The organism is Photobacterium nomapromontoriensis, assembly GCF_050336815.1.
In the GTDB taxonomy this organism is placed as follows: Bacteria; Pseudomonadota; Gammaproteobacteria; order Enterobacterales; family Vibrionaceae; genus Photobacterium; species Photobacterium nomapromontoriensis.
Window position 1 is genome coordinate 31329 of sequence record NZ_JAKJSL010000025.1, and the last position, 26293, is coordinate 57621.

General features: G+C 47.7%; 21 protein-coding genes. 3 read left to right on the forward strand and 18 right to left on the reverse strand.

What is annotated here, in order from left to right; genetic code table 11:
* Nucleotides 1-20: 20 nt before the first annotated feature.
* From L4D12_RS10120 to glyA, 10 genes are all read right to left on the reverse strand, one after another.
* The gene (locus L4D12_RS10120) at nucleotides 21-2216 is read right to left on the reverse strand and encodes a hypothetical protein (RefSeq protein WP_428447715.1); all 2196 of its coding nucleotides are present in this window, start codon (nucleotides 2214-2216) and stop codon (nucleotides 21-23) included.
* A 107-nt stretch (nucleotides 2217-2323) separates the two neighbouring features.
* Nucleotides 2324-2809 (reverse strand): phosphatidylglycerophosphatase A, encoded by a 486-nt coding sequence (gene pgpA, locus L4D12_RS10125; RefSeq protein ID WP_428447716.1) that lies wholly within the window; start codon nucleotides 2807-2809, stop codon nucleotides 2324-2326.
* A gap of 3 nt (nucleotides 2810-2812) precedes the next feature.
* On the reverse strand, nucleotides 2813-3787 hold the full coding sequence (gene thiL / locus L4D12_RS10130; protein WP_428447717.1) for a thiamine-phosphate kinase: 975 nt from the start codon (nucleotides 3785-3787) through the stop codon (nucleotides 2813-2815).
* 68 nt (nucleotides 3788-3855) lie between these two features.
* Nucleotides 3856-4323 (reverse strand): transcription antitermination factor NusB, encoded by a 468-nt coding sequence (nusB, locus tag L4D12_RS10135; RefSeq protein WP_428447718.1) that lies wholly within the window; start codon nucleotides 4321-4323, stop codon nucleotides 3856-3858.
* A complete protein-coding gene (gene ribH / locus L4D12_RS10140) occupies nucleotides 4323-4793 on the reverse strand; it encodes a 6,7-dimethyl-8-ribityllumazine synthase (protein ID WP_428447719.1) in 471 nt (156 codons plus the stop codon). Before ribH ends, nusB begins: the two co-directional genes overlap by 1 nt.
* Before the next feature lie 173 nt (nucleotides 4794-4966).
* Nucleotides 4967-6064, reverse strand: coding sequence for a bifunctional 3,4-dihydroxy-2-butanone-4-phosphate synthase/GTP cyclohydrolase II (ribBA, locus tag L4D12_RS10145; RefSeq protein WP_428447720.1), 1098 nt, complete (start codon nucleotides 6062-6064; stop codon nucleotides 4967-4969).
* Nucleotides 6065-6101: 37 nt separating this feature from the next.
* The gene (locus L4D12_RS10150) at nucleotides 6102-6758 is read right to left on the reverse strand and encodes a riboflavin synthase (RefSeq protein ID WP_428447721.1); all 657 of its coding nucleotides are present in this window, start codon (nucleotides 6756-6758) and stop codon (nucleotides 6102-6104) included.
* Nucleotides 6759-6769: 11 nt separating this feature from the next.
* Entirely contained in the window at nucleotides 6770-7900 is a 1131-nt protein-coding gene (gene ribD / locus L4D12_RS10155) for a bifunctional diaminohydroxyphosphoribosylaminopyrimidine deaminase/5-amino-6-(5-phosphoribosylamino)uracil reductase RibD (protein ID WP_428447722.1), read from the reverse strand.
* Between the two features lie 51 nt (nucleotides 7901-7951).
* The gene (gene nrdR, locus L4D12_RS10160) at nucleotides 7952-8401 is read right to left on the reverse strand and encodes a transcriptional regulator NrdR (RefSeq protein WP_428447723.1); all 450 of its coding nucleotides are present in this window, start codon (nucleotides 8399-8401) and stop codon (nucleotides 7952-7954) included.
* A gap of 216 nt (nucleotides 8402-8617) precedes the next feature.
* Nucleotides 8618-9868, reverse strand: coding sequence for a serine hydroxymethyltransferase (glyA, locus tag L4D12_RS10165; RefSeq protein ID WP_428447724.1), 1251 nt, complete (start codon nucleotides 9866-9868; stop codon nucleotides 8618-8620).
* Nucleotides 9869-10313: 445 nt separating this feature from the next.
* On the opposite strand from glyA, the gene L4D12_RS10170 reads away from it, so the two are divergent.
* Nucleotides 10314-10928 (forward strand): YitT family protein, encoded by a 615-nt coding sequence (locus L4D12_RS10170; protein ID WP_428447725.1) that lies wholly within the window; start codon nucleotides 10314-10316, stop codon nucleotides 10926-10928.
* Between the two features lie 169 nt (nucleotides 10929-11097).
* On the opposite strand, the gene glnB is transcribed toward L4D12_RS10170, so the two are convergent.
* From glnB to purL, 3 genes are all read right to left on the reverse strand, one after another.
* A complete protein-coding gene (glnB, locus tag L4D12_RS10175; RefSeq protein ID WP_428447726.1) occupies nucleotides 11098-11436 on the reverse strand; it encodes a nitrogen regulatory protein P-II in 339 nt (112 codons plus the stop codon).
* A 172-nt stretch (nucleotides 11437-11608) separates the two neighbouring features.
* On the reverse strand, nucleotides 11609-12031 hold the full coding sequence (locus tag L4D12_RS10180) for a hypothetical protein (protein ID WP_428447727.1): 423 nt from the start codon (nucleotides 12029-12031) through the stop codon (nucleotides 11609-11611).
* 231 nt (nucleotides 12032-12262) lie between these two features.
* A complete protein-coding gene (gene purL / locus L4D12_RS10185; RefSeq protein WP_428447728.1) occupies nucleotides 12263-16180 on the reverse strand; it encodes a phosphoribosylformylglycinamidine synthase in 3918 nt (1305 codons plus the stop codon).
* A gap of 382 nt (nucleotides 16181-16562) precedes the next feature.
* On the opposite strand from purL, the gene mltF reads away from it, so the two are divergent.
* Nucleotides 16563-18101, forward strand: coding sequence for a membrane-bound lytic murein transglycosylase MltF (mltF, locus tag L4D12_RS10190; RefSeq protein WP_428447729.1), 1539 nt, complete (start codon nucleotides 16563-16565; stop codon nucleotides 18099-18101).
* 66 nt (nucleotides 18102-18167) lie between these two features.
* On the opposite strand, the gene tadA is transcribed toward mltF, so the two are convergent.
* Together tadA and L4D12_RS10200 are read right to left on the reverse strand one after the other, a co-directional pair.
* Nucleotides 18168-18692: a tRNA adenosine(34) deaminase TadA gene (gene tadA, locus L4D12_RS10195; RefSeq protein WP_428447801.1), complete on the reverse strand. Its 525-nt coding sequence runs from the start codon at nucleotides 18690-18692 to the stop codon at nucleotides 18168-18170.
* Nucleotides 18693-18793: 101 nt separating this feature from the next.
* Entirely contained in the window at nucleotides 18794-19678 is an 885-nt protein-coding gene (locus tag L4D12_RS10200) for a LysR substrate-binding domain-containing protein (RefSeq protein ID WP_428447730.1), read from the reverse strand.
* Between the two features lie 204 nt (nucleotides 19679-19882).
* Between L4D12_RS10200 and fghA the strand changes: the two genes are divergently transcribed.
* Nucleotides 19883-20725, forward strand: a complete 843-nt coding sequence (gene fghA, locus L4D12_RS10205; protein WP_428447731.1) for an S-formylglutathione hydrolase — start codon at nucleotides 19883-19885, stop codon at nucleotides 20723-20725.
* 91 nt (nucleotides 20726-20816) lie between these two features.
* On the opposite strand, the gene L4D12_RS10210 is transcribed toward fghA, so the two are convergent.
* The 3 genes from L4D12_RS10210 to guaB all read right to left on the reverse strand — a co-directional run bounded on the left by L4D12_RS10210 (nucleotide 20817) and on the right by guaB (nucleotide 26069).
* Complete coding sequence (locus tag L4D12_RS10210) at nucleotides 20817-22376, reverse strand: AbgT family transporter (RefSeq protein ID WP_428447732.1); 1560 nt, start codon at nucleotides 22374-22376, stop codon at nucleotides 20817-20819.
* Between the two features lie 530 nt (nucleotides 22377-22906).
* A complete protein-coding gene (gene guaA / locus L4D12_RS10215) occupies nucleotides 22907-24490 on the reverse strand; it encodes a glutamine-hydrolyzing GMP synthase (RefSeq protein ID WP_428447733.1) in 1584 nt (527 codons plus the stop codon).
* Nucleotides 24491-24605: 115 nt separating this feature from the next.
* Nucleotides 24606-26069, reverse strand: coding sequence for an IMP dehydrogenase (guaB, locus tag L4D12_RS10220; RefSeq protein WP_428447734.1), 1464 nt, complete (start codon nucleotides 26067-26069; stop codon nucleotides 24606-24608).
* Between the last annotated feature and the right edge of the window lie 224 nt (nucleotides 26070-26293).

Sequence of the window (26293 nt, forward strand, 5' to 3'; positions counted from 1 at the left end):
TAGCGAAACATCAATGACACCTAACGGTGTTTCTTCAGGATAGCACCTTCATACCCCCCTAACTCAATATAGCGGCTGGGAGAACTGAGCGACCCATCCGCATTCACGCGCTGGTATTCACCGGGTAATGAAACCCGCTGCGGTTTCGCACCCAAAAAAGCGGTATCGTTATGCTCCCGCTTAGCCCGGTATACAACTAATCCCTCGCTGTATTGCCGGGCTATCACCCCTTCATCCGGGAACTCGCCGAACCAGCCTGCGCGGTATAACCAAAACCAATTAGCCGGCTTTAAGGAAACATTATCCGCCCCCCGTACCTCAATGGCCGTCGCGGTGGTTTTCACTTCATCCACCTGGCTCTGCCAGAATACGGGTTGGTATCCAGCGGGGATGCTCATAGGCTCACCGATAGACACCCGCAACATAGCACTGGGTTGATAAGCCCAATTTTTAGGTACGCCATTACGGTACCAATTCGATTTTTCCGGATTTGAAGGGGTGACTTGAGTGTTGCCACTGCCATAGTAAAACGTCTGATTCCAGCTGTGATAATAGGTCTGCCCCGGAATATTAAAGAAGTAATATAAGGCAAGCCCCGTGGCAATGTCCTGATACCACGCTTGGGGCGTCAATGGATGTTGACTGCTGTATCCCCCTTTAGTGGTCGCCATGATCAAACTTTTGTCGCCAAGTTTTGCCAACGCAAAACTGTCCCAGCGGCGTTGCAATCGCTCTAACCCCATCGCCGGACTCAGATAATGCTCACGAAGCCACACATCCATCACCTTGCGAAAATCCACGGGCCAGGCGCTGTACTCCCAAAGGTTCAATTCTGAGATATTCGCGGCAAGCCAATGCGTGTCAGTGGTGTTTTTTACTAACCGTAGAAAAGCCGCCATTTGTACGGCGTAATACGTCGCAGCTTGTTCATTTCCAACGCTATGTGGTATTTCCACCAATGCACCACCAGACAACAGAGTAAATTGATTCTCACCCAATAACTTCGCCATGTCATCGTTATAAGCACCACTGAGCCCTTGCTGCTGCCAGTCATAACGATACCAACGGGCATGCAACGCATTGATAGCAGGCTCAGAAAAGTTGGTGCGATACCAGCACGTATTAGGCCACATGTGAGCCGCAGGGATCACTCTAGCCTGATGGCGAAAACGGGCGCTAGCTTTGAGATTCGGTCGTGATGCCCATTCTTCATCATTAACCCAACCGTCGCCATCCGGATCGTTACTATCATCCCAACCAGGAAAATACATGCGCTCCCCTTGCATCGAGATCCAAGGCGGAAATGTTACCGCCGTGACCGTACTTTCCACTGCCCACGATAGAGCCAGTACCCATACGGGCAGCCCTTCGTCCAACGCTGTCAGCCCTGAATTCAACATACGGCCTTGATATCGTGCCACTGCCGAATACCAAGAGAGATTGTCTGAGCGAGTACCCAACCATTGCGCATCGGCTTTAATATGGCCCTCACTGCGACTGTTGATATTAAGACTAATATTGATACCCACCCTCGCATGACGCCATGCTATATCCGCCGCTTGCCAGTGACCAATCTCACCGCTTGCATTCGGTTGACTCAATGTGATCTTGGGTTGCGCATTGGCATTGACTGCAACCTGATCGACCGGATACGCAGAGATTGCAAATAACGTATCATCTGGCATTAAGGTTAACGGCAAACGGGCGGTCGAAAAATTACCGTCACGTTCCAGCAGCAAATGATATGGCTGGCCATCAAGCAGCTCTTTCATCCCGGCATTAATGACCGGGACTTTCAGCACGGTATCCTCGGCATAATGCAAATACATCTGTTCAGGATCCTGCCCTTGTTGCATAGCTTGCTGACTCAACCATGCTTCCGCTCTGCCGGGTCGACAATCCCATTTCTGACTATACATGTAGCCCATCGCAATAGTCTGCGTATTCAGTGCTACATCCTGCAGGCTACCAAAAATGACATCAGCATGGTTTGTTTCCCACGCTTTTACATCCTGCGGAATATCTAAGGTCGATGCTGTTAGCGGAGTTTCCCACTCTCCTGGCAATACCCACCCTGTCGCAGTCGACGGATACACTTGCGCTGTTGCGGTCGATATCCCCACCACTACGCCACCAATTAGATACCCAGCATCTAACACTGCAGAAAAAACACGTAACCAACACATAATGCACCACTGCTTAACGGCTGTTTTCATAAAGCCTAGACGGTGCTTTTGAATTAATACGGTTTAATCACAAAAAATGACCACAAAAAAGCCCCTCGTGCACAAAGCATACGAGGGGCTTTTAATAGGAGAGTCACCTACCAGCCGAACCAGTATCCGACTCCCCACAACGCAATCATGGCCATGAAGCCAGCCAGAATATCGTCAATCATAATACCAAACCCGCCATGGATGTGCTTATCAAGCCAGCTAATCGGCCAAGGCTTAAGCATATCGAAAAAGCGGAACAGGATAAAACCCGCCAATATCCATTGCCAACTCACAACGGGTGCTATCGCCATGGTGATCCAGAAGCCAACAAATTCATCCCAGACAATACTACCGTGGTCATGCACCCCCATGTCATCAGACGTCTTTTGGCAGATAGTAATCCCAACCAACCCAGCGAGGAGTATCACCAATAAATAGCCCGCAAACGGCAGTTGGACAATCAGGAGGTAAAGCGGAATCGCCGCTAACGTTCCCATGGTTCCCGGTACAATCGGGGATAAACCACTACCAAATCCCGTCGCCAGTAAATGCCAGGGATTCTTTAGATTAATTTTATCGATTGGGTTTTCCACTTTTTACTCCGCAAAATGATCATAACCATGAAGCTGCCAATTCACTGGTTGTCCAGCCTGCAACAAAGAGATCCCGCTACCTGGCCGTAACTGACCCACACACGTAGCCTTCACACCACTGTGCACCAGCGCGGTGTCAACTACCCCCCGATTAAGTTCAGGTACGGTAAAGCATAACTCATACTCTTCACCACTGGACAGCGCTAATTGCTGAGCGCGAACAGTATCAGATTCAAAGCGAGTCAACTCACAAGACAGAGGCAATTTATCCACCTCCAGTACCGCAGCAACACCAGATCGCTTTAATATATGGCCAAGATCAGAGACCAGTCCATCAGAAATATCGAGTGCAGCAGAAGCAATCCCACGTAAAGCTTGCCCTGCAAGGATCCGAGGGGAAGCACGATAATGGCGTTCAACTAAGGTGGCGGCTAATACGGGATCATCAAGCTGCTTTTGACCCAACAGCAAAGCTAAACCAGCCGCACTATCACCCAGTGTTCCCGTCACATAGATCCAATCTCCTGATCGGGCACCACTACGGGTTAACGCTTTCCCTTGAGGCACAAAGCCATGCACCGTCAATGTAATACTCAACGGCCCTTTGGTTGTGTCTCCCCCAACCAACTGGACGTTATAGTACTCCGCCAAAGTAAAGAAGCCTTCACAGAATTTACCCAGCCAGGCTTCATCGGGTTCAGGTAAGGTCAACGCCAGAGAGACCCAAGCAGGGGTCGCGCCCATCGCGGCTAAATCACTCAAGTTAGAGGCCAGTGCTTTATGGGCAACCAAGGCAGGATCGGCGTCAGGAAGAAAATGGGTGCCCGCCACGAGAGAATCGGTACTAACGGCCAGTTGGCACCCTGAAGGCACTTCCAGCAAAGCGCAGTCATCACCAATGGCTAATGGGACATCTTTACGCTTGACCGCTTGGTGCTCAAAATATCGAGCAATCAAATCAAATTCGTTTGTTGCCATATGCTTCTATTTGATAGGTATAAGATAGAAAAAAGGCCAGCAATGCTGGCCTTTGGTAATATCAGTAATTACTTCTTGCGAAGTGTTGGTGCGGCTTTATCTAGCACACCATTTACAAACTTGTGACTGTCTTCTGCACCGAAGGTTTTTGCCAACTCGATTGCTTCGTTAATCACCACTTTATACGGTACATCATCACGCTTCACCATCTCGTACATAGCAAGACGAAGTAGCGCAAGTTCCATCTGGTCAAGATCCTGCAGCGGACGAGACAAGTATGGACGCATCTTGCTGTCCAGTTCCATATGGTTCAGAACGACACCCGTTAGTAGGTCTCGAAAGTAAGCAACGTCTGTATGCGGTGCTGCAAGCACAGGCGCTTCAGCCTGAAACTCTTCTTCTTCAAATTTATCGCCAGAAAGGAAATGCATCTCGATGTCAGCGACATTGCCTTTAGTGATCTGCCAAGAATAAATTGCTTGTACAGCAAACTGACGCGCATTACGACGTGCGGCTGGTTTCACAGTAACCCCCATTAGGATTCGATTTGGGACAGGACATTAACCATTTCGAGCGCGCTTAGTGCAGCCTCTGCCCCTTTATTACCAGCCTTGGTACCGGCACGCTCAATGGCTTGTTCGATAGAATCTACAGTCAAAACGCCAAATGCTACAGGAGTATTGTACTCAAGAGCAACTTGCGCCAGACCTTTGTTACACTCGCCGGCAACATAATCAAAATGTGGCGTACCGCCACGGATCACAGAGCCAAGCGCAACGATAGCATCATAACGATCGCTTTTTGCAACTTGCTGTGCAATAAGCGGAAGCTCATAAGCACCAGGGCAACGTACAACAGTGATATTATCATCACTCACTTGACCCTGACGTTTCAATGCATCTAAAGCACCTGCTAGCAGGCTTTCGTTGATAAAGCTGTTGAAGCGTGCAATTACGATAGCAACTTTTGCGTTTGGTGCCGCGATGGCGCCTTCAATTACCTTCATGGGCCTTCCTGTGACTATGTTGTCCGATACGAGAAACCGCGGGAGTCTACCACACTTTATGTGCGATACCAATTGGCATCTTTTGCGAAATACCAAGTCCCGATTTCTCTATCATGAAAAATATAAATAGATAGGCTAAACGATACGCTCCAACCTATCTATCCAAATGACTATTATTGGCAAATGTATTCGACGACATCTAAGCCAAAACCGGACAGCGAATGATAACGCTGATTGGTCGCCGATAGCAGACGCATCTTGGTGACACCCAGGTCCGCTAATATTTGTGAACCGACACCCACTTGACGTGATTGATCTTTCGAGTTGACCTTCACCGCTGGCTTGCCATCGCTCTTAGCCGCTATATGCTTCACTTTCGTGATCACTGACTCTTGGCTCTCAGCCTTGCTCAGTATTACCAGCACCCCGCCTTCATCAGCGATGCGCTTCATCGCAATAGGCAATGTCCATTGGGAAGCACCGGAATGAAGAATATCCTTAAATGTATCTTGCAGATGAACACGCACTAACGTTTCGTCGGTGATCTCACCTTTTTGTAAAGCATAATGGATTTGGTTATCAATGGTATCCCGGAAAGTGATCATCTCAAACTCACCGAATTCCGTTGACAACTGGCATTGTGCAACGCGCTCAATGGTAGTCTCATTATTATTGCGGTATTCGATCAGATCCGCAATGGTGCCCAATTTAAGGCCATGCTGCTGCGCAAACACCTCCAAATCGGGACGACGAGCCATGGTACCATCTTCGTTAAGGATCTCTACAATGACACTGGAGGGCTCTAAACCAGCTAAACGCGCGATATCACAACCGGCTTCCGTATGGCCTGCGCGGGTCAATACCCCCCCATCCTGAGCCATTAATGGAAAAATATGCCCAGGCATGACGATATCGACTGCAGAGGCATCAGCAGCAACAGCGGCTTGTACCGTTCGAGCACGATCTGCTGCTGAAATACCGGTTGTCACCCCTTCAGCCGCTTCAATAGAAACGGTAAAGTTAGTACTAAACTGTTCAGTATTGTCCTGCACCATTAAAGGCAAGTTCAGCTGTTTACAACGAGATTGGGTCAGCGTCAGGCAGATCAAACCTCGGCCATGTCTGGCCATAAAGTTGATTGCCTCCGGAGTGATTTTCTCGGCGGCAATGATCAAATCACCTTCGTTCTCTCGGTCTTCATCATCCATCAGGATAACCATCTTGCCCTGGCGGATGTCTTCAATGATGTCCTTCGCGCTGCTTAATGCCATAACATTACCCTTTTATCTCATTGTGTATCCGAAGTCGTTAACCAAGGAAGCCGCTTCTTGCCAGCAAGTCCATCGTTAATTCTGGTTTCTGCTCTGCCGCTTTATCGCCCAGCATCAGACGTTCAAGATAACGAGCAATCACATCCACCTCAAGATTAACTTTACGACCAACCTTAAAAGATTCCATTGTCGTCTCAGCGGCGGTGTGCGGTACGATAGTCAACTTAAATTCAGCACCACGGATCGCGTTCACCGTCAGGCTGATACCATCAATTGAAATCGATCCCTTCTCTGAAATATAACGTGCTAAATGAGCAGGCGCCTTCACCCAAAACTCAATGGCGCGTCCAGTATGACTGCGCTCGATGATCTCAGCAACATCATCAACGTGACCTGACACCATATGACCACCAAAACGGGTGGTCGGCAGCATCGCCTTTTCTAAGTTCGCCTTCTGGCCTGCCTTATAGCTAGCAAAAGCGGTCCGCTGCAACGTCTCAAGCGACAAGTCTGCCACATACCCTGAGCCTGTCAGTTCAACCACCGTCAGGCACACTCCGTTAGTCGCGATACTGTCACCCAATTTCACGTCGGATAAATCAAGCTCGCCAGCATTCACCGTGACTGAAATATCTTTGCCTTTAGGGGTCAGAGCCGTGATGGTACCCACAGCTTCAATAATACCAGTAAACATACAATAAACCTTTACTCGTTAACGTCTTTGATTTTTGCCGTGATCCGAATATCAGGACCAACCATACGGACATCCGTTATCGACAACTCTGGCACCTGATCCATTGAGAGCATGCCCGTTAAATCAATCAGGCCGCGACTGTCACTGCCCATCAATTTCGGCGCTTGATACAAAATCAGTTCATCCACTAACCCCGCCGTCAACAATGCCCCAGCCAAGCTAGCCCCTGCCTCAACCCAAAGATGATTAATCTCCTGTGCTGCTAATGTCTCCATCAACATCACCAGATCCACTTGGGTACTGCTTGAGGAGGCAGGTATGACTAACTGCTCGACAGAATCAGGCCACGACTGCTCATCCGCCTGTGTACGTATCAGGAGTGTTTCACCCGGAAGATGGATCAATTGATGAGCCAGTGTAACTCGATTGGCACTATCAATAATCACACGCTTGGGCTGGCGTAAATGGGCTTGCGGATATCTCACCTGAGTGCTCTCACCCAATTCCTGCCAACGCACATTCAGGGAAGGATCATCCGCCATTACCGTAGCACTGGTGGATAAAATCGCCCCGGCCTTGGCACGAAAACGCTGAACATCAGCTCGCGCGGCGGGTCCGGTGATCCATTTGCTCTCACCGTTGGCCAATGCAGTTCTGCCATCGAGACTCGCTGCGAGCTTAAGCTGAACAAATGGTCGTCCGGTTTTCATGCGCTTAATGAAGCCAGGATTAAGTGCCTCAGCATCTTGCTCCATCAGCCCCGTTTGTACCTCGATACCAGCCCGCTGCAAGATCTTCACCCCACGTCCGGATACCTTGGGATTGGGATCAACCATGGCACAAACGACCCGGCTTACCCCTGACTTCACCAACGCTTCGGCACAAGGTGGCGTACGACCATAATGAGAACAAGGTTCCAGCGTGACATATGCTGTCGCCCCTTTCGCCCGCTCTCCTGCGGCACGCAGCGCGAAGACCTCGGCGTGAGGCTGACCAGCTTGATAATGATACCCCTCGCCAACTATCTCATCGCCGAAAGCAATGACACAGCCAACATTGGGATTAGGAGCAGTAGTAAATTGACCGTTTTTTGCCAACTTGATGGCTCGAAGCATCATGGCATAGTCATTAGGTGAGAACATCTGATTTCAGTATTATCTGAGGCTAACAGGGAGCGTAGCCCCCGGTCGCAATTATTTTTCCAGCTTGGCGATTTCCTCACCAAACTCACGAATATCTTCAAAACTACGATATACAGAAGCAAAACGAATGTAAGCAACTTTATCCAGTTCTTTCAGCACATCCATCACAAGATTGCCAATCATCGCGGACGGCACTTCTCGTTCACCCGTCGCCCGTAGCCGTGATTTAATGGTATTGATTGCACGTTCAATATCGTCGGCACTCACTGGTCGTTTTTCCAGTGCCCGCTGAATCCCTCCACGCAACTTATCTTCGTTGAACGGGTCTCGGTTTCCATTGGTTTTTATCACCCGTGGCATCACCAGTTCAGCCGTTTCGAACGTTGTATAACGCTCGTTACAAGCAAGACATTGACGACGACGACGCACCTGATGTCCATCGGCCACTAAGCGTGAATCTATTACTTTGGTGTCGTTTGCACCACAAAAAGGACAATGCATCTTGCCTCCTAATTATTATCGTTCCAGTGTAACTCATTTCATTCCCATATAGAGCCTTTTCGCCGGATATTTATATTCAGTTACATTGAAAATAAGGTGCGAGGTGCGAGGTGCGAGGTGCGAGGTGCGAGGTGCGAGGTGCGAGGTAGTATGAAAAAGGGCTTGCTGATGTCAAGCCCTTATATTGGTTATATAGTGATTAAGTCACGCTCGCGATCATGCGTAAACGGGTAGACGTTTACAAATTTCTACTACCTTCGCCTTCGTCGCTTCAATCACTTCAGGGTTATCGATATTATCCAGCACATCACACATCCAACCGGCAAGTTGCTTAGAATCTTCCGCGGTGAAACCACGACGTGTGATAGACGGCGTACCCACGCGGATACCAGACGTCACAAACGGACTACGAGGGTCATTGGGTACGCTATTCTTATTTACGGTAATGTTCGCTGCACCCAATGCCGCATCGGCTTCTTTACCTGTGATGCCCTTATCAATCAAGTCAACCAGGAACAGATGGTTTTCAGTGCTACCAGAGACGATGTTATAACCACGCTCCAGGAACTCACCGACCATCACTTTGGCGTTTTCTACAACGCGTGCCTGATATTCTTTAAACTCTGGCTCCATGGCTTCTTTGAATGCCACGGCTTTTGCGGCGATAACATGCATGAGCGGGCCACCTTGGCCTCCAGGGAAAACTGCAGAGTTCAATTTCTTATACAGGTCTTCACCTTCATTTGACAAGATCAAGCCACCACGAGGACCAGCCAGCGTCTTATGTGTCGTTGTGGTCACAACATGTGCATGAGGTAGAGGGGTAGGATACACTCCCGCAGCGATCAAGCCAGCAACGTGAGCCATATCGACAAATAAATATGCGCCAACTTTGTCCGCGATTTCGCGCATGCGCTTCCAGTCAACGACCTGTGAATAGGCAGAGAAACCGCCAATGATCATTTTTGGCTTGTGCTCAAGCGCCAATGCTTCCATTTCTTCGTAATCAATCTGACCGTTCTCATCAATACCGTAAGGAATGATGTTATACAGCTTACCAGAGAAGTTCACAGGTGAACCATGAGTCAAGTGACCACCATGTGCCAGGCTCATACCCAAAACCGTATCACCCGCATTGAGCAGGGCCATATAAACGGCATTATTCGCCTGTGAACCTGAGTGTGGCTGAACGTTGGCATATTCGGCACCAAATAGCTGGCACGCACGATCAATAGCTAGCTGTTCTGCCTTATCGACATATTCACACCCACCGTAATAACGCTTGCCCGGGTAGCCTTCCGCATATTTATTGGTAAGCTGAGAACCTTGTGCTTCCATTACGCGTGGACTGGTGTAGTTTTCAGAAGCAATCAACTCGATGTGCTCTTCCTGACGCGCAGTTTCTTCCTGAATAGCTGCAAATAGTTCAGCGTCATAATCGGCTATATTCATGTCGCGCTTTAGCATCTGTATCTCCTGACTCAGATTATTTTCAAACCTTTTTGCCATCGTCATGCTGTTCTATCGCAACGCTGACAAAGAGGGGGGTAAACACTTTTTTGGCACAAAACAAAAACCGCCAAGTGAGACGCCATGGGCGCGCAAACGTTTTCGTTGTGTCTGTGGATATCGTGCTATTTTACAGAAATTGATCTAAATCAGGTAGTACTAATGTTGATTTTTTACTGGTATTTATTTCAAGTTAGGGATGAATTGTTTTCATAATGTTCATTATTTCGTTACTGTTTTGTATTCTTAAATTTCATTTATGACCTGCCTGAAAGGCAAAAATATATTTTTACAACATCGTATAGAAAAATGTACACCTCATTTCAATCTCTTTTTACCTAGGTACTCATCATTTCAGTCATTGGCCATTATCATGCGCGCATTAACTATAAGGAGTGTTGTTTTGCGTGGTTACCATCATTCACTGAAAGAAAATATTATTGCGATCTTGACCGGTACATTCATTGTTTCTCAAGGCGTTTTCTTTCTTCAACAGGCCGATCTTCTGACTGGCGGCACCACAGGTCTCGCCCTGCTATTAAGTCATTTTGTCGATTTATCCTTTGGCCAGCTCTATTTCCTGATGAACACCCCTTTCTATCTGATGGCTTGGTTTCGAATGGGCAAAAGTTTTGCCATTACTAGCGTGATTTCCGGCGGACTGGTGTCGATCATCACCGACAATTTGCATCATGTTTTGGAGATCAGCCGACTTGACCCTCTCTATTGTGCGGCAATTGGTGGCCTACTGATGGGGTTAGGTATGCTGATCCTATTCCGTCATAAAACCAGCTTGGGAGGCTTCAATGTGTTGGTTTTATATCTGCAAGAGAAGTTTGGACTGTCAGCAGGCAAGCTGCAGATGGGGATCGACTTTTCCATCTTAGTGGCTTCGTTCTTTTTGGTCAGCCCGATGGTTTTACTGTATTCGGTGATCGGGGCATTTTTACTGAATCTGGTTCTGGCAATGAACCATAAACCGGGCCGTTACAGCGGTACGGCTGCGCAGAAGGCCTAGGTTCGAGGTTCGAGGTTCGAGGTTCGAGGTTCGAGAAATTAACAAGGCTTGCCCAAGTGGCAAGTCTTTTTTATGTCATTCTCGAAAAAGAGGGAGCGCGGAGTTTATAAGCATAAATGAGCACTCCCGATACCGTTATTGAGCGAAATAACGACGCAATCATTCAAATTTAAATCGCGTCTTCATCCTCTTCACCAGTCCGGATCCGTACAACCCGCTCTACGTCGAACATGAAGATCTTACCGTCACCGATCTTACCGGTTTGGGCAGTTTCGATGATGGTATCAACACATTGATCAGCCACTTCATCGGTCACAACAATTTCTAGCTTCACTTTTGGCAGAAAATCAACCATATACTCGGCACCGCGATAGAGCTCGGTATGACCTTTTTGGCGACCAAAGCCTTTTACTTCAGTGACGGTCATACCCGTGATCCCCACATCGGCGAGGGCTTCACGAACATCATCAAGCTTAAATGGCTTAATAATGGCTTCAATTTTTTTCATTCTCATCATCCTTTGCTGAGCAGAGTTTGGTTGAGACCGAAGTCACTGGTCGTCAACTGCCTGATTAATATTGCTGGCAGTATAACAAATGCACTGAGGGATGTTGACTGGCGGTTAGGATTTTTCGATGGTAATGGCTATAACCAAACAACCTCAAGATGCTCGTTTCTGCTCACTCGGAATCCTGTATCTTGACGTAGCTTGGGTATGAATCACTATCCATCATTTTCAATAACAATAAAACAGCAAAAAGCATCACTGCGCTGTTGAATGCGACAATAACAACCTGCCTGAATTCTGGGCTCACTAACTGAGGCAAATAAGGGATCAGGCTATAGCCAAAAAACATTGTGATGGCGGGAATAAAAAAATAGAGTGGTATAAACCCCCAGTAACGGCCACATAACAAGCCAATAATCGCACTGATCCCGGAGATCAGTACTAAGCTCGCAATAAAGCTGGGAACAATACCCACTTGTTGAAAACTAAAGATAGTGGCAAAAGTATCGGCATATCGGAGCAAGCAAATTACTACTAACGCTGCCAATAGCTTTGCAGCTTGCCCTAATCCATGGCGTTTGATATCCATCGTCATCTCTCTTCCTTGAAAGCGGTTTGGATTGGTTCCAGTCAAAATAATCGCACATAATATGTGGGGATAATAATGACGACAACCGATATTAAATAGTATTTATGGCTTTTTTGACCTCGCGCAGCGTAATAGTTCCCACGAATTTATGCCTTCAATACGATGACTCTGCACCGCTCATACAAAAAAACCGCTCAAAAGAGCGGTTTTTTATTCATCATATCGAGCAATGTTGAGCTAGCCAATATTAACACGTGCGTTACGGAACATTCGCATCCATGGGCTATTCTCACTCCAGTCATCTGGATGCCACGAGTTCGCGACAGTGCGGAATACTCGCTCAGGGTGTGGCATCATGATAGTCACGCGACCATCTTGTGTCGTCAGGCCGGTAATACCATTGGGTGAACCATTCGGGTTCGCCGGGTATCGCTGCGTCACATTACCATAGTTATCCAGATAGCGTAGTGCCACTGTGCCTGATTGTTCAATGGCAGCGAGGTGCTCACTGTTGCGCACTTCAACCCGTCCTTCACCATGAGAAACGGCAATCGGCATACGCGACCCCACCATGCCATTAAAGAACAGCGAATCACTTTGCTGAACTTCAACCAAGCTGAATCGAGCTTCAAAACGCTCTGATTCATTGCGCACAAAACGTGGCCATAATTCAGCACTAGGGATCAAATCACGTAGGTTAGACATCATCTGACAACCATTACAGACCCCAAGAGCAAACGTATTCTGACGAAGGAAGAAGCTTTCGAATTGATCGCGAGCGATATTATTAAACAGCACCGATTTAGCCCAGCCTTCGCCTGCGCCCAGTACGTCACCATACGAAAATCCGCCACACGCAACCAAGCCATTAAAACCATCCAATGTGACGTTGCCGGACAGAATATCACTCATGTGAACATCTTTGGCTTCAAAGCCGGCCCGATCAAAGGCTGCCGCCATTTCGACATGGGAATTGACGCCTTGCTCGCGCAAAATCGCCATTTGAGGCTTCGCCCCCATGTTAATGGACGGAGCAATAAACGGTGCCGCAACATCCTGATTAATGTCAAAGCTCAGCGTGGTACTCAATCCTGGATCGTTACTGTCTTTCTTGGCTTCAAATTCCTGCAGCGCACCAGTTGGATTATCTCGCATCGCCTGCATCTGATACGTTGTTTCTGCCCAGATAGTGCGCAGTTCTGTACGATTTTGTTCAAGGACACGATCGTTACCATTCCAGATCCGGACCACATCTTCGTCGACTACGGTACCAATTACATGACTACAGGCTTCCAGGCCGTTGCCCGCCAATACCGACAGCACTTCATCCAAGTGATCAGTACGTACCTGAATCACCGCTCCCAATTCTTCGTTGAACAAGGTCGCCAGCACATCAGTACATTCATCGTTGCTGGTGGTATTGATATCCACTTCGACACCGGTATGGCCAGCAAACGCCATTTCAGCGAGTGTGACATACAAACCACCGTCACCGCGGTCATGATAAGCCAGCAGTTTCTCATCACGAATCAGCGCCTGTACCGCATTGAAGAAGCCTTTTAGTAACTCAGGGCTATCAACATCGGCAGGCTTATCGCCTAGTTGCTTATAGACCTGTGCCAGTGCTGTCGCACCGAGACGGTTCTGACCACAACCGAGATCAATTAACAGCAAGCTTGAATCGCCTTTGTCGGTACGTAGCTGAGGCGTCACTGTCTTTCGAATGTCTTCAACACGACCAAATGCGGTGATCACCAGTGACAATGGCGAGGTGACTTCTTTCTCTTCGCCGTTTTGCTCCCACTTGGTCTTCATCGACATCGAGTCTTTACCAACCGGGATAGTCAGACCAAGTGCCGGACACAGCTCTTCACCAACCGCTTTTACGGCTTCGTAAAGCCCTGCATCTTCCCCCGGATGACCCGCAGGCGACATCCAGTTAGCCGATAACTTAATACGCTTTAGATCACCGATATCTGAACTGGCAATATTGGTGATTGCTTCACCAACGGCCAGACGAGATGATGCGGCAAAATCTAGCAGAGCAACTGGTGTACGCTCGCCCATCGCCATCGCTTCACCGTGGTAGGTGTCGTAACTTGCCGCCGTGACCGCACAGTTGGCAACCGGTACCTGCCATGGACCGACCATCTGATCACGGGCAACAAGGCCCGTCACAGTACGGTCACCGATGGTGATCAGGAATGTCTTCTCGGCAACGGCAGGTAAACGCAAAATACGGTGCGTCGCCTCTTCCAGCTCAATGCCGGTACGGTCAATGGCCTGACTCTGGGCTTTTTGCGTCGTCACATCGCGGTGCATTTTCGGAGTCTTGCCCAACAGAATATCCATTGGCATGTCGATCGGCATGTTGTCGAAATGGCAGTCTTCCAACGTCAGATGACGCTCTTCCGTTGCTTCACCGACAACCGCATAAGGTGCACGCTCACGCTGGCAGATGGCATCAAATACCGCCATATTTTCAGAGGCAACCGCCATCACATAACGTTCTTGTGATTCATTACACCAGATTTCTAGCGGGCTCATGCCCGGCTCGTCATTGGGTACATTACGCAGCTGGAACTTACCGCCGCGCTCACCATCATCAACCAGCTCTGGCAAAGCATTGGAGATCCCACCGGCACCCACATCGTGAATGAATGCGATTGGGTTATCGTCACCCATCTGCCAGCAACGGTCGATCACTTCCTGACAACGGCGCTCCATTTCCGGGTTTTCGCGCTGTACAGACGCAAAATCTAAATCTTCAGCCGACTGGCCTGATGCCATGGAAGATGCTGCACCACCACCCAGACCAATATTCATTGCCGGGCCACCCAGCACAATCAGTTTTGCACCAACCGGAATTTCTTTCTTCTGCACATGTTCAGCACGGATATTACCTAAGCCACCAGCAATCATGATGGGTTTGTGGTATCCCCGAATCTCCTCACCATTGTGTGAGCTGACTTTCTCTTCATAAGTACGGAAGTAACCCAGCAGGTTCGGACGGCCAAATTCATTGTTAAAGGCAGCGCCGCCTAGTGGCCCTTCCAGCATAATATCGAGCGCATTAACAATACGATCTGGCTTTCCAAAATCCGTTTCCCACGGCTGCTCAAAGCCTGGTACTCGCAGGTTTGACACGCTAAAGCCAACCAAGCCTGCTTTAGGTTTCCCACCGATACCCGTCGCACCTTCATCTCGAATCTCGCCTCCAGATCCTGTCGCAGCTCCGGGCCATGGGGATATCGCCGTTGGGTGATTATGGGTTTCAACCTTCATCAGAATATGCGTCTCTTCCTGATGGTAGTTATATTTACGGGAATCAGGATCGGGAAAGAATCGACCAGCCTGTGAGCCTTCCATTACTGCGGCATTATCTTTATAAGCTGATAGCACGTATTCACTGTTTTTCTCGAAGGTGTTTTTGATCATCTTGAACAAGGATTTCTCTTGTTCGACACCATCGATAGTCCAGTCTGCGTTGAATATTTTATGACGGCAATGCTCTGAGTTCGCCTGCGCAAACATCATCAATTCAATATCGTGTGGATTACGACCCAGCTTGGTAAAGCTCTCAACCAAGTAGTCAATCTCATCTTCTGCCAGTGCCAACCCAAGGGTAACGTTTGCGTTTTCAAGCGCTTGACGACCGCCTGTAAGGATATCAATGCTTTGTACAGGGGCAGGATCGGCTTGTCTAAACAGCGCTTGCACCGATTGCATATCGCTAAAGACGACTTCCATCATCCGATCGTGGATCAAACTTTTCAGATCGCTTAATTGCGTATCAGACAGTTCGCTAGTGGTCTCGACGTAATATGCCGTGCCACGCTCAAGGCGCTTCACTTGGCTCAGAGAACAGTTGTGGGCAATGTCGGTCGATTTCGATGACCAAGGAGAGATTGTGCCCGGACGCGGGGTAACCAATAGCAGAAGACCAGATGGTTCATGCTCCGCAATCGTCGGACCATAAGTCAGCAGGCTGACCAACTTATCGTGATCGTCAGCACTCAACGGCACAGACAAGTCGGCAAAGTGCATAAACTCAGCATAAATGCCTGACACAGGCAGATCCAATTCGTGACAGCGTGCCAGTAGCTTGTTAACGCGAAACTCAGACAGAGCGGGTGAACCACGCAAAATTTCCATGTGCGTACGTCTCTCGATTAGCAGTTGAATGAAGGTGATATTGGCCTAATCCCCGACAACGGATCGGGACAATTACGTCAATGTCACCTCGTTTCCCAGAATATTCCGAGGCGAGGTACTGATGATGTGGCGTAGTATAAGGGAAATTTTTTTGTGACGTAACTCTTGACGCAACCGTTTGCGTGTTTTTTTTTCATTCAATCATAAAAAAAGGTCATCATGACCCATTTATTGCCGCAGAGAGCTAATGTTTACAAGGGTTGGCATCATTACAACAGCAAGTAAAAGAAGAAGATACAACACGAAGAATACAGCGATAACTTTGCCTCAAGGTCGAGCTTTGGTATAAAGAACACCTTACTGTTACCATGAGCATACTTCGTTGAGTATTATTCGTCTGAATCCAAACTTCCGGCATTTTATCGTCTTAGCGCTGAGCCTGCTGTTTTTAAATGGCTGTCTCTGGCGAGAAGAGCCACGTACCGATCTTGAACGGATTCGAGAAGAAGGCGTACTCCGGGTGGGAACCCTAAATAACCAACTGTCCTATTACATTGGCAGTGAGGGGCCGACTGGACTAGATTACGAATTGGCAAGCCGCTTTGCTAAGACGCTCGGGGTCAAGCTGGAAATGAAGACCATGTTCACGCTATCTGGCATGTTTCCAGAGCTAAAGCGGGGTGATGTCGATATCCTTGCCGCAGGCCTGACCATGACCGATGATCGCCTTGCGCAGTTTCGAGCGGCACCCGCCTACTATTATGCGAGCCAGAAAGTAGTCTATAAAAAAGGCCAGTGGCGACCTCGCGATCTTGATGATCTTAACGGTAGCAAAGGGATCTTAACCGTCGTCGAAGGATCCAGTCATGAGAAAACCCTGATTACACTGAAGAAACAACACCCAACCCTAAGCTGGACAACGGTCGAGGAAACCGACAGCGGTGAACTGCTGCGTCAGGTTGCTGACGGAGAGCTTGATTACACCATGGCTGATTCTGTTGATATCGCCCTGAATCAACGGATCCATCCAGATATCACCACCGCACTGGAATTGACCGAAGACGAGCCCATTGCCTGGTTTGTTAACAAAGGTCAGGATGACAGCCTTCATGCTCTGTTAATTGAGTTTTTTGGCGAGATCCAACAAAGCGGCGAGCTTGCCAAACTTGAAGAAAAATATTTCGGTCATGTCGATAAGTTTGATTATGTCGATACCCGCGCCTTTCTGCGCGCTATCGAAGGGAAGCTACCAAGATGGGAAGGACTCTTTAAGCAATACGCCAATGAATTTGACTGGCGCCTGATTGCCGCTCTCTCCTATCAGGAGTCCCACTGGAATCCACGAGCTATTTCTCCGACAGGTGTCCGGGGCATGATGATGCTGACGCTACCAACGGCAAAATCAGTGGGGGTACAGGACCGACTTGATCCGGAGCAAAGTATTCGTGGTGGTACAGAATACCTGCGTAAAATGATCAATCGCATTCCTGACAGCGTAGAAGAGCATGAAAAAGTTTGGTTTGCACTCGCATCCTACAACGTTGGCTTTGGTCACTTAATGGATGCCCGTCGCCTGACCAAATCCCAAGGTGGAAACCCGGATGCCTGGAGCGATGTTAAACAACGTTTACCGCAGCTACGTCAGCGCAAATACTACAAACACACTCGCTACGGTTATGCCCGCGGGGATGAAGCGCTGAATTATGTAGAAAATATCCGTCGTTACTACCAAAGCATTGTTGGCTACGAGCAGGCACACAGCCAGCAGCCGCAACAAGATGATATTGAGCTAGTCGATGGCCTGCTGACTATCACACCGCCTTCTACTACGATCTCTACTGCACAAGCGGCACTGGTCGTAGACAGTGACAGTGATGATCCGAATCCGACTACTCCACCGGCTAAAACGGCGAACCAGTGATCCACAAAAAAATCAGGTAAATTCGGTAAAATAAAAAACAGCCCGCATGATGCGGGCTGTTTACATTTAAGCGCTGTGATCATCAGAAAGCCGCTGACGAGCTTTTTTCTCCGCCTTTTTTTCATCTCTGCGACGTTTGAAAAAAGCTTGTAACTGCTGGCGGCACTCCTCGGCCAACAACCCGGATTCTATCGCAACATGGTGGTTGACTTGCTCATAACTCAGCAAATTCATAAGACTGCCTGCCGCCCCAGTTTTATGATCATGCGCGCCAAACACCACTTTACCAATTCGGCTGTGTACCATTGCTCCGGCACACATCGGGCACGGCTCTAACGTGACATATAATGTTGCATCGATTAACCGATAATTCTGAAGTACAGTACCAGCCTGACGCAACGCCATAATCTCAGCATGGGCGGTAGCATCATGCTGGGTGATCGAACGATTCCATCCCTCTCCCACGACCTTGCCTTGGTATACAACAACCGCACCAACCGGTACTTCACCATCCTGCTCAGCACGGGCTGCCAGCTCCATTGCGTGGCGCATGAAATCTTCATCTCTAAGTGGCGGGGTCAATTCAGTCATCAGTAATCGTTCACCTTCATTATTATGTTCGTATTCGGCCATATAATTCGACCATCTTATTCGGCCGCTGATTATACCCAAACAACCTTAAGATGCGAGGTTCACTTTCTCACAAGACTAGGCAGTGATTCTGCCAAATAGTCCACCAGCAAACGTACCTTCGGCGATAAATGACGATTATGAGGATACAGCGCCCAGATCCCTTCCTCCGGTTCCTGATACTGATCTAAAATAGAAATCAATGTCCCCTGCGCCAAGTCATCAGCAATATAGTAATCCGGTAACTGAATTAACCCGATCCCCTTTAAGGCGGCATCTCGTAATGCAAAACCACTGCTACAGCGTAGTGAACCAGATACCCGGACACTGCGCTCCCGTGAGCCCTCCTGAAAACGCCAATGATCATAATTACCCACTAAGCAGTTATGATGACGTAACTCTGATAAGGAGTGAGGAATACCAAACTTCTCTAAATATGCTGGCGCCGCACAGACAAACTGAGTCCGCGTCGTGAGCTTTTTCGCCATCATCGAGGAGCTGGGCAGCTTACCCAGACGAATGGCTAGATCAAACCCACCTTCAACCAGATCAACGGTCTGATTACTCAGATCCATCACCACATCGATTTCAGGGTAAAGCAGCATAAAATCAATGATCAACGGCATCACGTACTGCTCACCATAGGTCACAGGCGCCGTTAACTTAAGGCTTCCTTGTGGTCGACCTCGACGATCACTGATCGCACGCTCCGCTTCTTCAAGACTATCCATCACCTGCCGGCAATGGCGGTAATAAATACTGCCTTCTTCCGTCAAAGAAACCTTGCGTGTGGTGCGATAAAACAGCTTTGTCGTCAGCCTATTTTCTAATGCGCTGATCTGGCGGCTAACCTGTGCAGTAGAGATCCCTAACTGCTTTGAAGCAGCCGTAAAACTCTCCATTTCAGCAACCGCAACGAACTCCGTGACCCCTTCCCACAGAAACATATCCCACCATTATTACCCATACGTAAAAGTTATTTGCATTATAAGGGAATTATCAATTATCGAGAAATAAATATACTATTTCATCATAACGGCAAGGAGAACTGAGCTATTGGTTCTCCCCCCCAAAGAATTCTCACCTACTGTTATAGCAACAGCAGGCACCAATACTGGGTATCACTCCATCAATGACGAGAGAGAATCACAATGACTATTGAAAATATTAGCTGTAACAAGTGCTTCTCAGGCTGGCACAAACAATACACTCACCACTCAGAAGTGCTGGGCTGTGATATGCGCTTTGCCATATTCCTGCCACCACATATCGCTCAAGGTGAAAAAGTACCGGTCCTTTATTGGCTGTCAGGCCTGACCTGTACGGATGAAAACTTCATGCAAAAAGCAGGCGCGCAGCGTCTGGCTGCCGATCTCGGTATCGCTATTGTCGCACCTGACACCAGCCCTCGGGGTGAAGGTGTCGATGATGATCCTGAAGGCGCTTACGATTTTGGTTTGGGGGCCGGTTTCTATGTAAACGCCACCGAAGCGCCATGGAACCGTCACTACCAGATGTACGACTATGTCGTGAATGAGTTACCCGCACTGGTTGAAGAACATTTCCCGGTCAGTAACAAACGGGCTATCAGCGGCCATTCAATGGGCGGTCACGGTGCTCTAATGATTGCCCTGCGTAATCCTACACGCTATACCTCGGTATCGGCATTTAGCCCGATCACCAACCCAATCAACTGTCCATGGGGCCAAAAAGCCTTTCTGGGGTACCTAGGCAAAGACAGCAGTGCCTGGAAACAGTACGACACCACAGAACTGATGCGTCAGGCAAAACAACACGTTCCGGCACTGGTTGATCAAGGCACACAAGATGATTTCCTTGAGGTACAACTCAAGCCAGAAGCACTGACTATCGCCGCTGAGAGTGTGGACTATCCGTTAGAGCTACGGATGCAAGATGGCTATGATCATAGCTATTACTTCATCGCTAGCTTTATCGAAGATCACCTGCGTTTTCACGCCAAACATTTACGATAAACCTCAATATTACAATAGATTTCAACAAAAAAAGCCCGCAACTCATTAGCTGCGGGCTTTTCTATTTCAACCGATTGAGGATGAAACTACATTACATGCTGTAAGTGTAAGGTGCCTGAATGCCCAGTGGAATACCGATTGTCCAGTAAACCAATAGGAATACAGTCCAACCAACTAGCATTGCGATCGAGTACGGCATCATCATTGATGCTAGCGTTCCGATACCTGAACTCTTCACATAACGCTGCATGTAAACTACAACCAGTGGGAAGAACACCATCATTGGCGAAATAATGTTAGATACAGAGTCACCGACTCGGTAAGCCGCCTGAGTCAATTCAGGAGAAATACCGACAGCCATTAGCATTGGCACCATAATTGGACCAATCAGTGCCCACTTAGCTGATGCCGAACCCACTAATAGGTTTACTGATGCGGTGAGTAGAATCATACCGACAATGGTAACTTGACCTGGCAGATTCATCTCTTGCAGCAGTGTGGCACCGGATAGCGCAAGTAGCGTACCGATGTTAGATTGAGTGAATGCCACCAAGAATTGGGCGATGAAAAATACCATCACCATAAATCCTGCCATACCCGCCATAGTGGTAGACATTGCTTTAATGATATCTTGGCTCTCTTTGAATGTGCCCGCAACTTTACCGTAGATAATGCCAGGAATAACAAAAAGAATGAAAATCAACGGTACAATAGATTGCATCACTGGCGCATTAAATGCCGCAATTTCACCGGTAGGAGAACGCAATGGTGACGATTCAGGGTAAACAGCTGCGACCAACAATATGATACCCGCAACCATAGCCCAACCTGCACGAGAAAATGCTTTTGATTCAAGTGCCGTAAATGAACCCATATCAGGGGCTTCTTCAGCATCTTCATCAATAGCTGTTTTAGCCAAACGCGGTTCGATGATCTTATCAGTGATATACCAACCAATCGCCACGATGATAAATGAAGATAATCCGGTAAAGATGATATTGGCTAATGGGTTAACTATGTAGCTCGGATCCATAATGCGAGCCGCTTCTTGGGTAAAGCCCGCCAATAATGGATCAATACCCGATGGAATGAAATTCGCAGAGAAACCACCAGAAACACCCGCAAATGCCGCAGCAATACCCGCAAGAGGGTGACGACCAGCAGCATGGAAAATGATACCACCTAGAGGAATAACCAATACGTAACCCGCATCCGCTGCAGTGTGTGACACAATCGCCACCAAAATCAGCATAGGTGTTAATAACTTAACAGGGGTAACATTAAGCATCTTCTTCAGGCCAGTATTGATAAAGCCTGACGCTTCAGCAACACCGACACCCAGCATCGCAACCAATACGATACCCAGCGGCGCAAAACCGGTGAAGTTTTTCACCATATTTGCAAGGAAACTCGCCATCGACTCACCGGTAAGTAGATTTTTAATTTCTACCGCTTGTTGAGTCACCGGATGAACCAAACCAAAATCAAATTGTGATAGTACTGCGGAAAGAATCCAAACTAGGACCAATCCCCAAAAGAATAAAAGAGCTGGGTCTGGAATTTTGTTACCGACACGTTCAATGCCGTTCAGAAATTTGTCCATCGTACTCGATGGCGCGTCTGGTGCCTGTTTTACTGCTTGATTACTCATGGGAACTCCATGGGGATAATTGATGTTGTTAGTTTGCGGCGCTATGTTGTGATTTTATCGCCAGTCAATCTGATTTCTCACTAGAGAAAATACCGCCAAGGATTGTAATAAAAACACCAACAAAAAACGCACGATCTGCTAACTAATAACAAAAAACCACTATCATACATTGTAAGAAAATATTAATACGAAACATCAACCCAACAAACACAAAACCTTTTGAAACAAACGCAGCAACAAGCATGAAATATAATTAAAAAGCACAAAAAGCAGCTTATACACAGGCAAACAAAAACGACCAGTAGCCAAATATGCTAAAAAGTTAGCACTACCCCTTTCTGGAAGAACGACCATAATGCAAAAAAAAGGCACCTCTTCAATATATTAACTAACGGTTATACCGTGAGAAATAACAACATACACATCAGAAAACCTCAGAGACAACAAAGCCTTGATAGTCACCACAATGTGGAACCTATCAAGGCTTATATTTAAACTACAATACGTTAGGTGTTAGGCCTAGCCTAATCTTATTCCCACTCGATCGTTGCTGGTGGCTTGCCTGATACGTCATATACCACGCGAGAAATACCATCCACTTCGTTGATGATGCGGTTAGATACCTTACCCAGGAAGTCGTAAGGCAGATGTGCCCAATGCGCGGTCATGAAGTCAATGGTTTCTACCGCACGTAGCGATACAACCCAATCATATTTACGACCATCGCCCATTACACCAACAGAGCGAACTGGCAGGAACACAGTAAATGCTTGTGACACTTTGTTGTAAAGATCGGCTTTGTGCAGCTCTTCGATGAAGATGGCATCCGCACGGCGCAGCAAATCACAGTATTCTTTCTTCACTTCACCCAGCACTCGTACACCTAGGCCTGGACCTGGGAACGGGTGGCGGTAAAGCATGTTGTAAGGCAAGCCAAGTTCTAGGCCAATCTTACGCACTTCATCTTTAAACAGTTCACGTAATGGCTCAACCAAACCCATTTCCATATCATCCGGCAGACCGCCAACATTATGGTGAGATTTGATCACATGCGCTTTACCTGTTTTTGACGCGGCAGATTCAATCACATCTGGGTAAATTGTACCTTGTGCTAACCACTTAGCACTCGATAGCTTCTTAGATTCCTCATCAAAGATATCGACAAATACGTGACCAATAATTTTACGCTTTGCTTCTGGCTCATCAACACCAGCCAATGCGGTAAGGAAACGATCTTCTGCTTTAACATGCACGATGTTCAGACCAAAATGATCACCGAACATATCCATGACTTGCTCACCTTCGTTCAAACGAAGCAGACCATTATCAACAAACACACACGTTAGCTTGTCACCAATCGCGCGGTGGATCAGCATTGCGACAACAGATGAGTCCACACCACCTGACAGGCCAAGGATCACTTCGTCATCACCTACCTGCTCTTTGATACGTGCAATCGCGTCATCAATGATGTTGGCAGATGTCCATAGCTTTTCACAACCACAGATATTCAGAACAAAATTCTCAATAATACGCATGCCCTGACGCGTGTGCGTTACTTCAGGGTGGAACTGTACGCCGTAGAAATGCTTCTCTTCATTGGCCATTGCCGCATAAGGACAGGTTTCTGTTTCAGCAACTTTTACGAAGTCAGATGGGATCTCAACCACTTTATCACCATGGCTCATCCATACATCCAACATGGCTGTGCCATCTTCAGCAATCGCATCTTCAATATTTTCAAAGAAAGACGTTGGCTCAACAATATTAACCTGCGCATAGCCGAACTCACGCTCGGTCGAACCGGCCACTTTGCCGCCTAGCTGCTCAGCCATGGTTTGCATGCCGTAACACACACCAAATACTGGCACGCCCGCTTCAAACACATATTGCGGGGCACGTGGTGAACCTTCTTCAGTCACACTTTCCGGACCACCTGAAAGGATAATACCGTTTGGATTAAAGTCACGGATATCGGCTTCATCAACGTCCCAGCTCCATAGCTCACAGTAAACACCAATTTCACGAATACGGCGTGCAATCAACTGAGTGTACTGAGAACCAAAGTCTAAGATAAGGATACGTTGGTCATGAATATTTGTGGTCGTGGTCATTATCGAGCTGTCTCAAAATAATTGAAATGTGGGGGCATCTAAAACGCCCCCGATCTTATACAAGTTTCCCGTTTAGGCAAACGTTTTCGTCAATCGCAAATGCGGCTGTCGAAAATTAACCCAAACGGTAGTTTGGTGCTTCTTTAGTTATGGTCACATCGTGAACGTGTGACTCTTTCATGCCAGCACCAGAAATACGTACAAACTCAGCTTTGGTACGTAAATCTTCAATGGTTGCAGAACCTGTCAATCCCATGCTTGAGCGCAGACCGCCCATTTGCTGATGAACGATTTCTTTCATCAGGCCCTTATAAGCAACACGGCCTTCGATACCTTCAGGAACCAGTTTGTCAGCAGCATTATCGGTTTGGAAATAACGGTCAGAAGAGCCTTTAGACATTGCACCCAATGAGCCCATACCTCGGTAAGACTTGTATGAACGGCCTTGATACAGTTCAACTTCGCCTGGTGCTTCTTCGGTACCCGCGAACATTGAACCAACCATGACGCAAGATGCACCTGCCGCAATGGCTTTACACATATCACCAGAATAGCGAATACCACCATCGGCAATAACCGGAATACCGAACTGATCGGCAACAGCAACGGCATCAGCAATCGCGGTAACTTGAGGTACGCCCACACCGGTTACGATACGAGTGGTACAGATAGAACCAGGGCCGATACCTACCTTCACAGTGCTTACACCTGCGTCGATAAGTGCACGGGCACCTTCTGCAGTTGCAACATTACCACCAACAATTGGTAAGTTAGGGAATGCAGCACGGGTTTCACGAATACGTTGCAATACACCCTCAGAGTGACCGTGCGAAGAGTCGATAAGCAGTACGTCAACGCCAGCTTCAACCAATGCAGCAACGCGTTCTTCGTTGCCAGCACCCGCACCAACGGCTGCACCAACACGTAGACGACCGCGGTCATCTTTACATGCATTTGGCTTACGCTCTGCTTTTTGGAAGTCTTTTGCAGTGATCATGCCACGAAGCTGGAAATCATCATTCACAAGTAGCACTTTCTCAACACGGTGCTGTTGCATGATAGCTTCTACTTCTTCACGTGATGCACCTTCTTTGGCTGAAGCCAATTTGTCTTTTGGTGTCATCACCTGATCAACCGTCAATGAAAGGTCTGTCACAAAACGCACATCACGACCGGTGATAATACCGACTAGCTCATTGTTATCAGAAATAACTGGGTAGCCCGCAAAACCGTTCTCAATTGTTAGACGCTTAACGTCTTCAATGGTGTTATACGGTTTAACGGTAACAGGCTCTGAAACCACCCCAGCTTCGAACTTTTTCACCATGCGAACTTCATTGGCTTGCTGCTCAATTGACATGTTCTTGTGAATAAAACCAATACCGCCTTCTTGAGCAAGGGCGATAGCCAGACGGCCTTCAGTAACAGTATCCATTGAGGCTGAAACCATAGGAATGTTTAGCGTAATATCTTTCGTCAGGCGAGTGCGTAGATCGGCAGTGTTAGGCAGTACAGTAGAATGGGCAGGAACTAGTAGAACATCATCGAAAGTCAAAGCTTCTTGTTTGATTCGTAACATTGCAATATCTCACACTAAGTAGTGGTTTAAAGAAGGATAAAATATTGCGAACGAATTATACGTAGGGTGCAATCGTTTGGCCAGTAATTTTTTATATTTTTTTATTGACATTTTTTACTTGCTGTGTAGTATATTTCGGTTAAGTTTCCGGTGCTACGGTCAGTGCTTTACGACCAAGATCTGTCCAAAGATCCGCCTAGGCTTTGGATTTTCCCCTATAAAGC

Coding starts and splice junctions, on each gene's coding strand:
- glyA (WP_428447724.1), bottom strand. CDS start 9,868: ATGCTAAAGCGCGACATGAATATAGCCGATTATGACGCTGAACTATTT.
- L4D12_RS10120 (WP_428447715.1), bottom strand. CDS start 2,216: ATGAAAACAGCCGTTAAGCAGTGGTGCATTATGTGTTGGTTACGTGTT.
- thiL (WP_428447717.1), bottom strand. CDS start 3,787: ATGGCAACAAACGAATTTGATTTGATTGCTCGATATTTTGAGCACCAA.
- purL (WP_428447728.1), bottom strand. CDS start 16,180: ATGGAAATTTTGCGTGGTTCACCCGCTCTGTCTGAGTTTCGCGTTAAC.
- L4D12_RS10180 (WP_428447727.1), bottom strand. CDS start 12,031: ATGACGATGGATATCAAACGCCATGGATTAGGGCAAGCTGCAAAGCTA.
- glnB (WP_428447726.1), bottom strand. CDS start 11,436: ATGAAAAAAATTGAAGCCATTATTAAGCCATTTAAGCTTGATGATGTT.
- nrdR (WP_428447723.1), bottom strand. CDS start 8,401: ATGCATTGTCCTTTTTGTGGTGCAAACGACACCAAAGTAATAGATTCA.
- ribD (WP_428447722.1), bottom strand. CDS start 7,900: ATGTTCTCACCTAATGACTATGCCATGATGCTTCGAGCCATCAAGTTG.
- ribBA (WP_428447720.1), bottom strand. CDS start 6,064: ATGGCATTAAGCAGCGCGAAGGACATCATTGAAGACATCCGCCAGGGC.
- nusB (WP_428447718.1), bottom strand. CDS start 4,323: ATGGGGGTTACTGTGAAACCAGCCGCACGTCGTAATGCGCGTCAGTTT.
- L4D12_RS10200 (WP_428447730.1), bottom strand. CDS start 19,678: ATGTTTCTGTGGGAAGGGGTCACGGAGTTCGTTGCGGTTGCTGAAATG.
- L4D12_RS10150 (WP_428447721.1), bottom strand. CDS start 6,758: ATGTTTACTGGTATTATTGAAGCTGTGGGTACCATCACGGCTCTGACC.
- ribH (WP_428447719.1), bottom strand. CDS start 4,793: ATGAAGGTAATTGAAGGCGCCATCGCGGCACCAAACGCAAAAGTTGCT.
- tadA (WP_428447801.1), bottom strand. CDS start 18,692: ATGACTGAATTGACCCCGCCACTTAGAGATGAAGATTTCATGCGCCAC.
- guaB (WP_428447734.1), bottom strand. CDS start 26,069: ATGTTACGAATCAAACAAGAAGCTTTGACTTTCGATGATGTTCTACTA.
- fghA (WP_428447731.1), top strand. CDS start 19,883: ATGACTATTGAAAATATTAGCTGTAACAAGTGCTTCTCAGGCTGGCAC.
- L4D12_RS10210 (WP_428447732.1), bottom strand. CDS start 22,376: ATGAGTAATCAAGCAGTAAAACAGGCACCAGACGCGCCATCGAGTACG.
- guaA (WP_428447733.1), bottom strand. CDS start 24,490: ATGACCACGACCACAAATATTCATGACCAACGTATCCTTATCTTAGAC.